General features: G+C 63.5%; 7 protein-coding genes. 1 reads left to right on the plus strand and 6 read right to left on the minus strand.

The genetic code is table 11. The annotated features are described in order from the left end of the window. The first annotated feature begins 369 nt into the window (after positions 1–369). Complete coding sequence (locus tag EQW76_RS02775) at positions 370–7,242, plus strand: hypothetical protein (RefSeq protein ID WP_142822884.1); 6,873 nt, start codon at positions 370–372, stop codon at positions 7,240–7,242. 93 nt (positions 7,243–7,335) lie between these two features. Here the strand turns inward: EQW76_RS02775 and EQW76_RS02780 are convergent, their stop codons facing one another. The 6 genes from EQW76_RS02780 to EQW76_RS02805 form a co-directional block, all read right to left on the minus strand. Next, on the minus strand, positions 7,336–7,638 hold the full coding sequence (locus EQW76_RS02780; protein WP_142822885.1) for an RcnB family protein: 303 nt from the start codon (positions 7,636–7,638) through the stop codon (positions 7,336–7,338). A 159-nt stretch (positions 7,639–7,797) separates the two neighbouring features. After that, complete coding sequence (locus EQW76_RS02785; RefSeq protein ID WP_142822887.1) at positions 7,798–9,405, minus strand: glycoside hydrolase family 43 protein; 1,608 nt, start codon at positions 9,403–9,405, stop codon at positions 7,798–7,800. 86 nt (positions 9,406–9,491) lie between these two features. Continuing rightward, entirely contained in the window at positions 9,492–10,523 is a 1,032-nt protein-coding gene (mgrA, locus tag EQW76_RS02790) for an L-glyceraldehyde 3-phosphate reductase (protein WP_142822889.1), read from the minus strand. Between the two features lie 64 nt (positions 10,524–10,587). Beyond that, positions 10,588–11,721: a Gfo/Idh/MocA family oxidoreductase gene (locus tag EQW76_RS02795; RefSeq protein ID WP_142822891.1), complete on the minus strand. Its 1,134-nt coding sequence runs from the start codon at positions 11,719–11,721 to the stop codon at positions 10,588–10,590. Between the two features lie 14 nt (positions 11,722–11,735). Then, entirely contained in the window at positions 11,736–12,497 is a 762-nt protein-coding gene (locus EQW76_RS02800) for a sugar phosphate isomerase/epimerase (protein WP_142822893.1), read from the minus strand. Between the two features lie 87 nt (positions 12,498–12,584). Continuing rightward, positions 12,585–15,041 (minus strand): glycoside hydrolase family 2 protein, encoded by a 2,457-nt coding sequence (locus EQW76_RS02805; protein WP_142822895.1) that lies wholly within the window; start codon positions 15,039–15,041, stop codon positions 12,585–12,587. Positions 15,042–15,094: the final 53 nt, after the last annotated feature.

The following is a 15,094-nucleotide window of genomic DNA, read 5'->3' on the forward strand; positions in this document are numbered from 1 at the left end:
CACGTATGGTTAACGACCGTTAAACACGGTTAAATTATCGGCTTTTCGACAATGCATTGATTTAAAAGGTGTTAACAACACGCTAACGCTTCCGGACGTTTGCCATCCCATAATTGTAACAGTGCTGCTAATGTGTCAGTACGGTACTGGTGTTTCGTGCCGCGGCGTCGCCTTTGCCCGACGCCCCGAAAGTGGTAATGTTTTGGTACCGCCCATTGTGCAAAATTGCACTTCGCGCGGATTGTAATGTGGATGCCGATGCCTTGTTAAGGAAATCGGTAGTACGGCTGGCGAGATGTTGCGTATCGGATCTTGGCGGATTTTCGAAATGCAGGGTCGGCCGGAACGAGTGTAACGAGGCGTATCCGTATGGCGAACAACAAATACAGCGAGTCGGTTGAAGACAAGGCTTTCAAAGCTTTGGACGAAGCGCTGCAAATCGATTTCAGCGATGACGGAATACCAGCTCGCACCGGACCTGCGCCGCGTGCAACGGAGGCAGATTTGGCCGAGACCTCGAATGCGCGTGCACGGCAGGCAAAGGAAGAAGCGGCTCGCAAGGCCGCCGCAGCCCGCGGAACTGCCGGGCGACCGGGCGATACCCCTCGCAATCAGATGTTCGAACCCGCCAACGATACCAGCAGGGCCAGCCCCCAGTCGATCCTGCGCTCGCTGGACAACGCCTCCATCGGCGGCGCCATCCGCAATGCGACGATCTTCTCGGTCATCTGGCTGATTGCCGGCATCGGTCTGACGAGCGTCATCTATTCCCCGCCTATCTGGCAGATCCGCTCGCTCGCCGAACTCGTGGCCCTGCCTGGCGTGATCGCCTGCATCATCGGGATCCTTGTTCCGATCCTGCTGTTCTATGCCTTTGCCATCATGCTGTCGCGCGCCCAGGACATGCGCAACGCCGCCCGCTCCATGGCTGAAGTAGCACTGCGCCTCTCCGATCCCGAGACAATCGCCTCCGAGCGCATCATGACGGTCGGCCAGGCCGTACGCCGCGAAGTCTCCGCGATGAACGAAGGCATCGAGCGCACTATCGCCCGCGCCACCGAACTCGAGACCCTCGTCCATTCCGAAGTCAACGCGCTCGAGCGCAGCTATGCCGACAACGAAATGCGCGTGCGCGGCCTCGTCCACGAACTCGGTTCCGAGCGCGACGCCATCGTCAATCACGCCGAGCGGATCCGCTCGTCGATCTCGGGCGTCCACGAGCAGATCAAGGAAGACATGTCGCTCGCCACCGAGGAAATCGCCATTCGACTGGCGACCTCGGGTGAAGCTTTCGCGACCCTGATGGACACGCGTGCCGCTGCTCTCTCGGAAAAGTCGAACGCAGCCCTGCAATCGCTCGGCTCGCTGCTAGCGGCCAAGACCGACAGCCTCATCGAAAACCTGAGTGCTTCCGGCTTCGCCTTGAACCAGGAATTCGATACGCGCCTGGAATCCCTCTCCACCACCCTGTCCGAACGCGGCAAGAAGCTTCTCAGCCAGTTCGAGACACGCGCCTCGACGCTGGACGCCAACACCGACAAGCTGAATGCCGCGCTCAACGACCGCGCCCGCCAGTTGAACGAAACCCTGATCGCCCGTACCCGCGAAATTAGCGACAGCCTGAACAGCGGTGAACGCGGCATCACCGGTACCCTCGACAACGTGCTTGCAAAGCTCAACAGCGCACTTGACGAAAAGGGAGCCAGCTTCCGCCAGAGCCTGCAGTCGAGTGTCGACGACACCGTCATGGACCTAGACCTTCGCTCCGGCTTTTTCGAAGAGCGTCTGCAGTCGACGGTCGCGCAGGTGTCGACAAGCTTCGACGAACGTGTCGCGGAATTCGCAACGGCATTCGACAAGCGTGCCGGCTCGCTCGACAGCAAGCTGATGGAAAGCCTTGCGCGCATCAACGAAACGCTGGCCGGCGGCTCGGAAGCCATGGACGGCATCCTTACCACCAGCATCGAGCGTATCGGCTCCTCGCTGACCGACCATTCCTTCGCACTCGCCACAGCCCTGTCGACCGGCCATGAGGTGCTCGAAAGCGCCATCGGCTCGAAGGCAGCCGAAATTACCTCGGCGCTCGAAAGCCGCACCAGCGAATTCACCGCTGCGTTGCGCGGCGCGACTGGCGACGTTGCAGCCGTGCTCGGCACGGGCTCCGAAGAGCTGCAGGCAGCCCTCAGCGCCCGCACAGAGCAGCTGACGTCGGCACTTCGCGGCGCCACGCTCGAACTCTCATCATCCCTCACCACAGGCAGCAACGAACTGAGCAGCACCATCGCAGCCCGCTCAGCCGAGCTGACATCGGCGCTGACAGCCGCCACGACCGATGTTTCGTCGGCCGTCATTTCCGGCACCGAGACCCTGAATGCCACGTTCGAGGGTCGCGCCGAGGCACTGAGCGAGGCGCTTGCCGCCCGCTCCGGACAGTTTACCAGCGTCATCGAAACAGCCACGTCCGAACTGACGACGGCGCTGTCTTCCGGTACCCACGAACTGACATCGGCCTTTGTCGGCCGCACGCAGGCGCTCAACGACACCCTGTCGGCGCGCACCGGCGAAATCACCCAGACGCTCGGCTCCGCCCACGAGCGGATCGATGCCGTCATGGCCGAGCGCAGCGGCGCGCTTTTCAATGCTCTGTCGGACAGCCAGTCGCGCTTCGAACAGACCCTGGCCAGCCGTTCCGAGACCATCGTCAGCGCCGTTTCGGACAGCCACGAACGCCTGACAGACGCACTGGACGAGCGCACCATGACGCTCGCCATCTCGCTCTCCGATAGCCAGGAACGCCTCGAGCAGACCCTTGCCAGCCGCTCCGAGACGCTTTTGGGCGCAGTATCGACGACCCACGAGCGTCTGACCGATGCCCTGGACGACCGGACGATGGCTCTCGCCATCGCACTGTCCGAAACCCAGGAACGCCTCGACCAGACCCTGGCGAGCCGCACCGATGCCTTCACCAATGCCGTTTCCGACAGCCGCGACCGCCTGACGGAAGCGCTGGACGAGCGTGCCATGGCACTTGACATCTCGCTGTCCGAGACCCAGGAGCGGCTCGAACAGACCCTGACCAGCCGCACGGACGCCTTCGCCGCTGCCGTTTCCGACGGCCGCGAACGCCTCACCGAAGCCCTGGACGAACGCGCCATGGCGCTGGCGATCTCGCTGTCCGAGACCCAGGAGCGGCTTGAAAATACGCTCAGCACACGCGGCGATGCCATCGCCACGTCGGTTTCCAGCGGTCACGACCGCATGCTGGAAACCCTGGATAACAAAACCCGCGTCCTCGCGCAGACCTTGGCCGAAAACCACGCCCTGCTCGACGAGACACTCGGCGTCAGCGTCGAGGCGATCAATGCCGTCGTCTCCAGCAGCCACAGCCGCCTCGGCGATGCTCTCGACGACAAGACCATGGCGCTCGCCATCTCTCTCGAAGAGTCCCAGAACCGTTTCGACAGCGCGCTCGAAGCCCGCACCAACGCCATTCTCGACAGCGTTGCTGGCGCAGAATCCCGCATCGCAGGCACCTTCGGGAAGGAAGCCGAGACAATCCGGGCAGCCTATGTCGACAATCACGAGCGCCTCGACCAGGCTCTCGGTGCCCACACCGAACGGCTGGCCAGCGTCCTCAACAACGGCGGCGAACGCCTCGAAACCGTGGTCGGCCAGTCGACCGCGCGCGTCGAGAATGCGCTTGCCGACACCACGGGCCGCCTGGAAGCCACCATCGGCACCGGACTTGCGCAGATGGACCACAGCCTCGAAAACGCCCACGAGCGCCTCCGCACGACGCTCGACCAGCGCGGCAACGCCATCCAGCAGACATTGCGCGACGCCCACGAGCAGATCGACGGTACGCTCGCCGAACAGGCCATGACCATCGGCACGTCGATCGCCACCAGCGTCGGCATGATGGAAATGTCCCTCGAAGAGCACGAAGCCTCGCTTCGGGGTGCCATCGACACCAGCGCCCGCTCGCTCGAGGAACGCCTGCAGAGCAGCGCCGGCGCCATTGCCGGCAGGTTCCAGGACGCCGCCGGTGAAATCATCCGCTCGGCCGAAACCTTCTCGTCGCACCTGACGGCCTCCGTGGAAGGCATGACGACGCGCTTCGAAGACACGGGCTCGCGCGTCGAGTCCGGTCTCGTCGGCATCGAACACCGGATCCGCGATGGTATCTCCGGTGTCGTCGAACAGGTCGACGCTGCCGGTAACCGGCTGGCGGAAAGCCTCTCCGGCAGTGTCGAGCAGATCGACCGCGCCACCAGCGAGGCAGCTGCCCGCCTGACGGAGACCCTCGACGGACGCACTGCCAACCTCAGCAACGCCATGGAAACCGGTACCGCCCGCATCGACGAGCGCCTGTCGACCATGGATCGCGCGCTCAATCTCGGCCTCGATGCCGTCAACCGCACCATCGAGGGCAAGGCCACCGCGCTCGCAACGACGCTGCGCACGGCAGTTGCCGACGCTGCGCAGGGCATGGACAACGAGGCCACCCGCACCGCAGAGCTGCTCGCCAGCACCGGCCAGCAGTTTGCCGACAACCTCGGCAACCGCAGCGAAGACTTCACCCGTACGATGGAAGAGCGCTCGCAGGACATCGTCCACCGCGTCTCCGAAACCCAGAACCGTCTCGCAGGCCAGGCGGCAGCCGTCGCCCAGACGTTCTCCGAGGCCGGCAACATCATCGTCAACAAGGTTGCCGAGGCTGAAGGCCTTGTCGGCAACCAGGTCACGGCGCTGTCTGCCGCCCTCTCCGAGGTCGAACAGTCGCTCGAAGCCCGCGGCGCATCGCTGCGCTCGGCCCTTGCCGGCACCGGCGAGGAAATTGCATCGACCATGGCCCGCGTCGAACGCGCGCTCGAGGATCGCAGCACCGCTATCCGCACCAGCCTCGACGAACGCAGTCGCGACATCGATGCGACGCTTTCGGATGTCGACAAGACACTCGAAGCCCGCACCCAGCAGATGCGCTCCACACTGGCCGGAACAGGCGAACAGATTGCCTCCAGCCTGACGCGCGTCGGCGAAGCCCTCGAGGAACGCACCAACGCCATCCGCACCAACCTCGACGACCGCGCCCGCGATATCGATGCGACGCTTGCCAATGTCGACAAGGCGCTGGAAGCACGCGGTTCGTCCATTCGCAACAGCCTCGACGACCGGAGCCGCGACCTGAACTCCATGCTGGCCGGCCGCTCCGCCGAACTGGTACGCATCATCGACGAAAAGGCCCGCCCGGTGGTCGACGCCTACGCTGCCACCGGCGAACAGGCAGCCGAGCGCATCGCGGCGGCAGCCCAGCAGGCAGCCGAACGCCTGCGCACCGAGAATGCCGCCTTGGTCAATGCCATTGCGTCGCGCACCAACGAGACGCTGGCCGCCATTTCCGCCCGTACGGAAAGCGTCACCAGCACGGTCGATGCGCTGGAAACGAGCCTGCTTTCGAATGTCAACGGCCTCATCGAACGGCTGGGCGACAACAACTCGGCGATCGTTGCCATGCTCAACCGCGCCACGCACGATCTGGCCGAAGTCGATACACGCCTCGGCTCGACCAGCACGCGCTTTGCCGAGAGCGCCGGCAAGGCTTCCGAACTGGTCTCCGCCTCGACCCGCCTGCTCGAAGGCAAGATCGACAAGCTCAGCGACATCTCGATCCACACCCTGTCGCAGGTCGGCGGGATCATCAGCCGCTTCGACGAGCACTCCAAGGTCCTGACCCAGGCATCGCAACTTCTGGGCGCCGCCCAGTCGAACCTGATGTCGACGCTGGAAGAGCGCGAAAGCGCGCTGGAAGGCCTCTCGGTCGGGCTCGTGCAGCGCTCGGAAGAGATCGAAAAGACCCTGCGCGCTGTCGGCTCCATCGTCGAAACCGCATTCGACCGCGCCGAACAGCGTTCCAATCAGGTATCGGGCAATCTGCGCCAGGGCGTACAGGCCTCCGTCGCCGATATCGGTCGCGTGCTGTCCGAGACGGAAGCCCGCGCCCAGCAGACGGCCGAGACGATGCGCGATGCGCTCGCCAAGGCCGGCCAGGAAGCAAACGATGCGATCGAGGGCACCTTCGCAAATGCCGAGCGTCGTTCCAACGAACTCACCAGCCGCCTGCGCGGCGGGCTGACAGCGTCGATGTCGGATGTCGAGAACATGTTCTCGGAAGCCGGCAAGACGACCGACAATGCCGCCTACTCCATGCGCGAAACCCTGCGCGTTGCCGTCGAGGAAGCCATCGACCGCTTCTCCGGGGCCACCGACGAGATCCGCCGTTCGGCCGGCGATATCCGCAAGGAACTCGACCTCACCCGCACGGAACTGAAGCGCGGTGCCTTCGACCTGCCGGAAGAAGCCAAGGAAAGCGCCGCTGCCATGCGTCGCGCCGTGGCCGAGCAGATCAAGGCCTTGCAGGACATCTCGCAGATCGTCGGGCGCTCGTCGCAGCAGCTGGAAATCGCAACGCCTGTGACACGGGCTTCCGCCCAGCCGCAGCGTGTCGCTCCCCAGCAGGCAGCCGTCGCGCCGCAGCCTCAGCCAGCTGCAACGCAGCCGCAGCCGGTCGCCCAGCAGCGCCAGCCGATTGCCCAGCAGCCTGCACCGCAGTTCCTGCAGCAGCCGGAAGCTGCCGCTCCGCAGCGTCCTATCGAGCCGATGGGCCTTCGCGGCACCATCGCTGCCGACCGCGCACCACAGGCTCCCCGCCAGCCCGCAGCAACGCCAACGACGCCTGCCCGCCAAGACCAGGCCGGCGGCGGTTGGATCAGCGACCTGTTGCGCGGCGCATCGCGCGACGACGCGGCCGACACGGCACCGGCCCGCGCACCCGCCCCGCGCGCTCCCGCCGAGACCGCCGCCCAGGCACCTCGCTCCGGCGATGCCAGAAACCCGCGTCACGTCGTGGAATCGCTGAACTCTCTGTCGGTCGATATCGCCCGCGCCATCGATCACGACGCATCGGTCGACCTCTGGCGTCGCTACCAGCGCGGCGAACGGGATGTCTTCACCCGCCGTCTCTACACGCTGAAGGGTCAGCAGACCTTCGACGAGATCAAGCGCAAGTATGACCGCGAGCCGGAATTCCGCACCGCCGTCGACCGCTACATCGGCGACTTCGAAAAGCTGCTCGCAGACGTTGCCAGCACGGACCGCGACAAATCCGTCACCCAGTCCTACCTGACCTCGGACACCGGCAAGGTCTACACCATGCTCGCCCACGCCGCCGGCCGTTTCAGCTGACAACAGCACCCCGCATAAACTGAAAAATCCCTGGTCATGAGCCAGGGATTTTTCGTTTCACGGTAGGTGGTTAATGATCAATCCAGCCGCTGCTCAGCGCGCGGCCACGACGCTGAGGATGAGGCCGCTGGTGGAGCCGACCATCAGGAAGCTTCCACCGATGCGGACCCATCGATAACCATGGGGCGGCGTCTTCAGGCGGTAGCGGGTGTAGTCGAGGGGGACCGCGTGGTTGCGGTCGGAGGGTGAAAGCCGATGGCCGCGCGTCCAGCTCCCCTTGTGCAGAACAGGCCGATGAACATCCTTTGATGACGTCGCGGCAAGGGCTGCAGGGGCTTGCGCCAGCGGTGCAATCAGGCACGCCGCAGCAAGCAGCGCGGTGATCGTCTTCTTCATGGGCTTTCCTCGTAGTTTTTTACGTCTTTTAGACGCGCAGCCTTACCTGAAAAAGGTGACGGATCGCGGTCAAATATATTAAATTTTGTCAATGCAGTCAGGCGCGACCCGCTATGGGGCAGGCCGGCCAGGCAAACATGGCCCGCGACGTCCGTCAACCTAGAGGATATCGTAGTTGAACCAGTCGAAATCTGCGGCTTTCGCCCGACCAGAGAGATCGAAGGCAAACATGCCGACAAAGGCGCCGGTGAACGAGCCGTGCTCGCCACGCCCGCCCTCGTCCGAGATCACGCCGGCGTCTAGCACCGGCCCGATCGCCTGCCAGGCGCCCATGCCCTCGGCCTGCCAGTAGAACTGCAGGTCGTTGTCGCACACCTCGAGAGAGAGCTGCACTCGTCCATCGGGAACGGCGACGCCGCTGCCAACCGGGAAGCTCAAACGTCCCTCGGGATAATCGCCCGGGCATGAGAGAATGGTCAGGCACCTCCCGAGTTCTTCATGCACGGTCACGGCGAGCGCATGAAATTTGAAGCGGTTATAATAGTGGGTCAGGCCCGCTACCTGTTGGTAGGTATCCGGCAGAAACTCGATCACGGTTTCCGCCTGGAACCGATGATGCTCCTGCCGACGGGCAACCAGCGATTGCTCGAACCATGAGCCTATGCTTTCGCGGCCGAACAGCCGCAGATGGCCTGGCCGCTCTGTGAGACTGAACAGCAGCTCCGGCCTCGGGGTGCGAAGCCACTGGAAATCGGCCGGCAGCGTCGGTCCGTCGAAATTCGCGCCGCTGCGTCGCGGCTTGTCGAGGGGAACAGCACCGGCAAGGCCCGGAACGTCCACGTCGCCCACCACGGTGCCGTTTGCGAGATAGAGCCAGTCATCCTTCCAGACGCATTTCTGCAGGGCCGTCTCGCGGCCGAGTGTGGAGCGACGCAAGGGCGCCAGCGGACGGCCACAGAGGTGGGTGTGATAGGCTCCACCGTCAGGGGTCTCGACATATTGCCCATGCCCGGTGCGCTGCAGGCCTGCCTCCGGGTGATCCTTCGCAGTGATCAGGTGGCTGTCCGGATGCAGTTCGTAGGGGCCGGCGATATCGCGCGCGCGCGCCATGGTGACGGCATGGTCGTAGCCGGTGCCACCCTCGGCGGTCGTCAGGTAATACCAGCCGTTGCGCTGGAACAGGTGCGGACCCTCGACGAGACCGAGCGGGCTGCCGGCAAAGATGTTGCGGATCGGGCCTTTGAGAGACTTGCTGGCGGCATCGTATTCCTGCAGCAGGATACCGTCGAAGGCCGGCGATTTCGGCGAGCCGCCGAAGCTCTCGCTGCGGTGGTTCCACTGCATGTTGACGAACCACTTGCGACCGTCGGCATCGTGAAACAGCGACGGGTCGAAGCCCGACGAATTGACATAGACCGGATCCGACCATTCGCCCTCGATGGTCTCTGAAGTCACGATGTAATTATGGGCGTCCTTGAAATTACCGTCGAGCCGTTTGACATCGGTGTAGACCAGCCAGAAAAGCCCATCGGCATAGGAAAGGCAAGGCGCCCAGACGCCGCAGCTGTCCGGATTGCCGCGCATGTCGAGCTGCGCCTGTCGCTCGAGCGGCCGGCGCACCAGCGTCCAGTTCACCAAGTCGCGCGAGTGATGGATCTGCACACCGGGATACCACTCGAAGGTAGATGTGGCGATATAGTAGTCGTCACCGACGCGGCAGATGGACGGGTCGGGATTAAAGCCAGGCAAAATAGGATTGTGGATCATCGGTCTACCTCCTCCAAGGCGATGAAAGCGCCGCCCGCAGGCGACGCCTCAGTTCGAACTATCGGCACACAGTCACCGAGCGGCGACTATTCAAGCTCGGCCGACTTGGCCCAGAGGTTGATATCGGCCTCCTTGGCATAAACGTCGATTTCACTCAGCTCCTCGGCGGTGAAATCGGCGTTGTCGAGCGCCTTGACGCAATCGACGATCTGCGACGAACGGCTGGCGCCGATCAGCGCCGAGGTCACCCTGCCGCCGCGCAGAACCCAGGCTATCGCCATCTGCGCCAGCGTCTGGCCGCGCTTTTCGGCAATAGCGTTCAGCTTGCGGATATTGTCGAGGATCGACGGGCGAATGAATTCCCGCTTCAGGAAATGGTCCTGCGCGGCACGGCTGTCTTCCGGAATACCGTTCAGATACTTGGTCGTCAGCATCCCCTGCGCCAGCGGCGAAAAGACGATGGATCCCATGCCGACGTCGTCCAGCGTGTCGAGCAGCTTGTCGTCCTCGACCCAGCGGTTGAGCATGGAGTAGCTCGGCTGGTGGATGAGGCATGGCGTACCCAGCGATTTCAGGATCGCGGCCGCCTCGCGGGTCCGCTGGGAATTATAGGACGAGATGCCGACATACTGTGCCCGCCCGGAGCGGACGATGTAGTCGAGCGCGCCGCAGGTTTCCTCGAGCGGTGTGTCCGGGTCGAAGCGGTGCGAATAGAAGATGTCGACATAGTCGAGGCCCATGCGCTTCAGGCTCTGGTCGCAGGAGGCGACGAGGTACTTGCGGCTTCCCCACTCGCCGTAGGGACCCGGCCACATGTTGTAGCCGGCCTTGGAGGAGATGATCAGTTCGTCCCGCAGGCCGGCAAAATCCGTGCGCAGGATTTCGCCGAACGCCGTTTCGGCCGAGCCCGGAGGCGGGCCGTAATTGTTGGCAAGATCGAAATGGGTGATGCCGAGATCGAAGGCGGTGCGGCACATGTCGACCTTGCGGTCATGGGACGTGTCGCCACCGAAATTGTGCCACAGGCCGAGCGAAACGGCCGGCAGCTTCAGGCCGGAACGGCCGGTGCGGTTGTACTTCATCTTCGAATAGCGGTCTTCCGCCGGTTGCCAGCTCATCGATATCTCTCCCATGCTCGAACGCGGGCTGTTCAGCCCGCGCGCACAATAGCTTCCGCCAGCTTTACTTCAAGAGCGCCTGTGCCTCTTCGATGCCGAGTGCTGCCGGCTGGCTGCAGGTGGTCGTCAATTCGATAAACCGGTTATCGGCGCCGGAAGTCAGGATCGACGTCATGACATCGACGCCGTGCAGCGTACGGTCGAGCGAGCACCGGGCATCGCGCCCGTCGATGAGCGAGGCCGCCATGTCGGCGAGCCCGGCGGTGCGATAATTGGCGCGCGGACCCTGCGGACTTTCCTGGTTGGCGATGCCGAAGGGATGGTCCCATGCATCCAGCGTCTTGATATCCTTGTTGCGACCGCTGGCTTCGACCGTTCCACCGAAGAAATTCGGATCGGGCACGTAGAGCGAGCCCTCGGTGCCGTAGAGCTCGATGCTGCCGTGCCGATGCGACCAGACGTCCCAGCTGGCCGTCAGCGTGATGGTCGCGCCGCTGACGAATTCCAGCAACGCCTGGATGGTCGTCGGCGTCTTTACCGGAATGATTTCGCCATGACGTGGCTGGCTGGTGATCGTGCGGGTCTCCGACGCCATCGAGGTCATCGCTCCGACGCGCTTGACGGGCCCGATCAGGTTGATGAGATCGGCGACATAATAGGGGCCGAGATCGAGGATCGGGCCGGCGCCTGGCAGGAAGAAGAAGTCAGGGTTTGGATGCCACATCTCCATGCCAGCGCTCATGACATGGCAGGTGCCCGACGTGATCCGGCCGATGCCGCCGTCGTCGATGAACTTGCGCGCCAACTGGTGGGCGCCGCCGAGAAAGGTGTCGGGAGCGCAGCCGACGGCGAGCCCCTTTTCCGTCGCAAGACGCCGCAGCGTCTCGCCCTCTTCCAGCGTCAGCACCAGCGGCTTTTCCGAGTAGACGTGCTTGCCGGCTTCGAGGATACGCTTGGAGACCGCGAAATGGGCGTCCGGGATGGTCAGGTTGACGATCACGTCGAGCTCGTCGTTTGCGAGCAGCTCGTCGATCGTTTGTGCCCTGACGCCAAATTCCTCCGCCCGAAGCTCCGCCGCACCCATGTTGATGTCGGCGCAGGCGAGCACCTTCAATCCCTTGAAGAGCGGTGACAGCGTGAAATAGGTCGTTGAGATATTGCCGCATCCAATGATGCCGACACCGAGTTCCTTGGCCATGATGAGCCCTCCGATCAGTAGGTCTTGAACGATGCGATAGAGCGCGTCACGACGCGGTCCAGATCGTTGGGATTGTCATGCTCCACCACATAATGGCGGGCGCCCGTCGACTTCAACGCCTGCATCAGCTTGGCCCAGTCGAGCGTGCCGTGGCCAACGTCGGCCCAGCCGCCCTCATCCGTGTTTTCGCCGGCTGGCGCGATGTCCTTGACGTGGACGGCGGTGATGCGCGCACCCAGGGTCTCGATCCAGGCGAACGGATCGGCGCCGCCGCGCACTACCCAGGCGATATCGGCCTCCCACGAAAGACCGGGGCCACCGGCCATGATGTGTTCCATCGGCGTCGAGCCATCGGCAAGCTTGACAAACTCGAAATCATGGTTGTGCCAGCCGAAATCGAGGCCGGCATTCTTGAACCGGCGGCCCGCCGCCTCCAGCCGGGCGCCAAATGCATGCCAGCCCTTTGCGTCCGAGGGCCGCTGGTCAGGCATGATGTGCGGTGCGTAGATCGACTCGATGCCGAGCACGCCGGCGATCTCGAGGGCACGCTCGGGGTTGCTCTCCAGCAGGTCGAGGCCGAAGTGTCCGGTCGGCATGGTGAGGCCGTTACTGTCGAGATCGGCACGCATCGCCTTCAGTCCGGCATCGTCGAGGCTCGCATACATCGCGCCATAGCCCTCGACCTCCTTGTAGCCGGCCTTGGCAACCTTGGCGAACACGTCGGAAAACGGCGGGAACTCGCGGGCGCTGTAAAGCTGAAAACCAAGTGTCGTCATTGCTTTCTCCTCCATGGCCGTTCGGCCTGTCGTCTTGGCCGGCTTGTGCCGGTCGGGGTGCCGCCGATGGCAGCAACGTGATTGGGGTCAGTCCAGCGATTGGCAGGACTGCAGGTCGTAGAAACGGAAATCCGGCAGGGCGTCGGGCGCCATCGGCAGCGACGGCATGAACCTGACCAGCCGCGTCTCGCCTGCTGTAAGATCGAATGCGTTGTCGGAATAGCGCCCGTCTGTCTCGCTCTCGATCATGACGAAAAGTGCAAGTCCGCTGGCGGTGAGCGTCATTTCGACCGCCCCGTCCTCCGCGCGCTCGATGCGCCGGACGCTGAGGCCCGATGGCTCGAGTTCCAGCGCCTTGTAGGTACCGTGGACATAGTGTCCCTGCCCGCCCATGCCGTTCGAAGCTGTGAATGTCCATCCGAGAAGGCAGCCGGGAGCAATCGCCGCAGCATCGACCTCGAAGGCAGTGACGGCAGCATCAGGACCGCAGGTCGCCTGCACCGACGTCATCGGCCTGACCTCGCCGGACATGGTGATGATGTGCAGCGCCAGGTCGATGCTGACCTCGTCAAGCGTGTCGTTGACGACGGACATCCGGATCGTCGCCTTGTCCTCGCTCGGGATCGCGGCGACGGCGACAGGCTGGAAGAAGCGTCGCACCATGTAGTGCATCGCCTTCCAGCGCCCGCCATAATCGAGGCTGGACCACGACGCGACCGGCCAGGTGTCGTTCAGCTGCCAGTAAATCGTCCCCATGCAATGGGGCTTCAGCGAGCGCCAGTAATCGACCGCCGTCTGGATCGCCAGCGCCTGCTGGATCTGGCTGAGATAGACGAAATTGGCGAAATCCTTGGGGAAGCGGAAATAGCGGAACATCGTTGCCGCGATCCGCTCGTTGCCGCCGGCGTTCTTCTGGTGAAGCTCCATCACCGGCGATGCGACGTTCATGTCCTTCGGCTCGGCATAGGTCCGGATGACCGGCAGCGAGGTGTAGGACTGAAAGCCGAATTCCGAGCAGAAGCGCGGGCGCACGGAGCGGTAATTGTCAAAGCTCTTGTTCTCGTGCCAGACCGACCAGTAGTGCATGTCGCCGGAGCCATCGGCATGCCAGGCATCGCCGAAATCGAGATAGCCCGAGGCCGGGCTCGACGGCCACCAGATCGCCTCCGGCGCCGCCTGCTTCATGGCAAGCTCGATGGTCCGGTTGAGCCGGTCGTATGAGACCAGGTAGCGGTCGCGATCCTTGCGCGATTCCTCGAACCAGGTGAGAGCGCCCACCAGTTCGTTGTCGCCGCACCAGAGCGCGATCGAGGGATGGCTGGCCAGACGCTTTACCTGATACGTCACCTCGGCCGCGACATTGTCGAGAAAGTCCCCGGTCGAGGGATAGAGATTGCAGGCGAACATGAAGTCCTGCCAGATCATCAGGCCAAGCCGGTCGCAGATGTCGTAGAACCAGCCGGCCTCGTAGAAGCCGCCGCCCCACACCCGGATCATGTTCATGTGCACATCGGCTGCAGACTGCAGCAGGTCCTCGGTCTTTTCCCGGCTCGAGCGCGAGAACAGCGCATCGGCGGGGATCCAGTTGGCACCGCGGCAGAAGATCTCGCGACCGTTGACCTTGAAGGCAAACCGGCTGCCGGCCGCATCCTTGTCGGTGATCAGTTCGATGGTGCGAAGACCGATCTGCCGTGTCACCACCTCGTTTCCGGTTTCGACCGACAGCCTGTAGAGCGCCTGCTCGCCGCTGCCGGCAGGCCACCAGAGCCTCGGTTCGTCGATATGGAAGACGTGGGTAATGGCGGTCTCGCCGGCCACCACGCCGCAATCAAGCCGCACCCGCTCGCCGTCCAATTCGAAATAGAGCTGTGCCACCCCCTGCCGGCCGGCAAACAAGGCCGCCGTCACCAGGAGATCGACGGTGCCGTCGTCGTTGTGCATCTGGCGCGTCGTCACGCTCTCGATCCGCGCCGTCTCCAGCCGGCGCAGCGCTACCGTGCCGTAAAGTCCGAGCGGCGCGATAGCGATATTCCAGTCCCAGCCGAAATGGCTCTGCGGCTTGCGCAGCATGTTGCCGTTGGCGATGGGCGAATTGCCGGGATGGTAGGGGATGTAGAAGGGCTGCTTCTCCTGCAAGGCGGCGCCGACTGCAATGCTGGAATGCAGCACGATGCTGAGCGTGTTTTCACCGGGTCGCAGAGCCTTGGAAACATCGGGACGATAGCGGCGAAAGCAATTGTCCGCCTCGAGCACGACGGTATCGTTGATCGTAACGGTCGCCACCGTATCGAGAGAGTCGATATCGAGATACCAGTCGCCGTCGACCTTGCCGAGAACAAAGCGCCGTTGCAGAACCCAGTCACGATGCGCCACCCATTGGACGATCTCCTCGTTGCGCCCGACATAGGGATCGACAATGATGCCGGCCGCCTGCAGTGCCGAATGAACGTCGCCGGGGATCTGGATTTCAGCCTGGTGGTCACTGCCCGGCGATGTCAGCTGCCATGCGCCGGCGAGATCGATCGTAGTTTCTGTATCCGTCATGCCGTCATTTCCTAAATTCAACGCCGAAAGCGCCTCTCGCTCTTTCTTCGCTC

It is taken from the genome of Rhizobium sp. rho-13.1 (assembly GCF_007000305.1).
GTDB classification, from domain to species: domain Bacteria; phylum Pseudomonadota; class Alphaproteobacteria; order Rhizobiales; family Rhizobiaceae; genus Rhizobium; species Rhizobium rhododendri.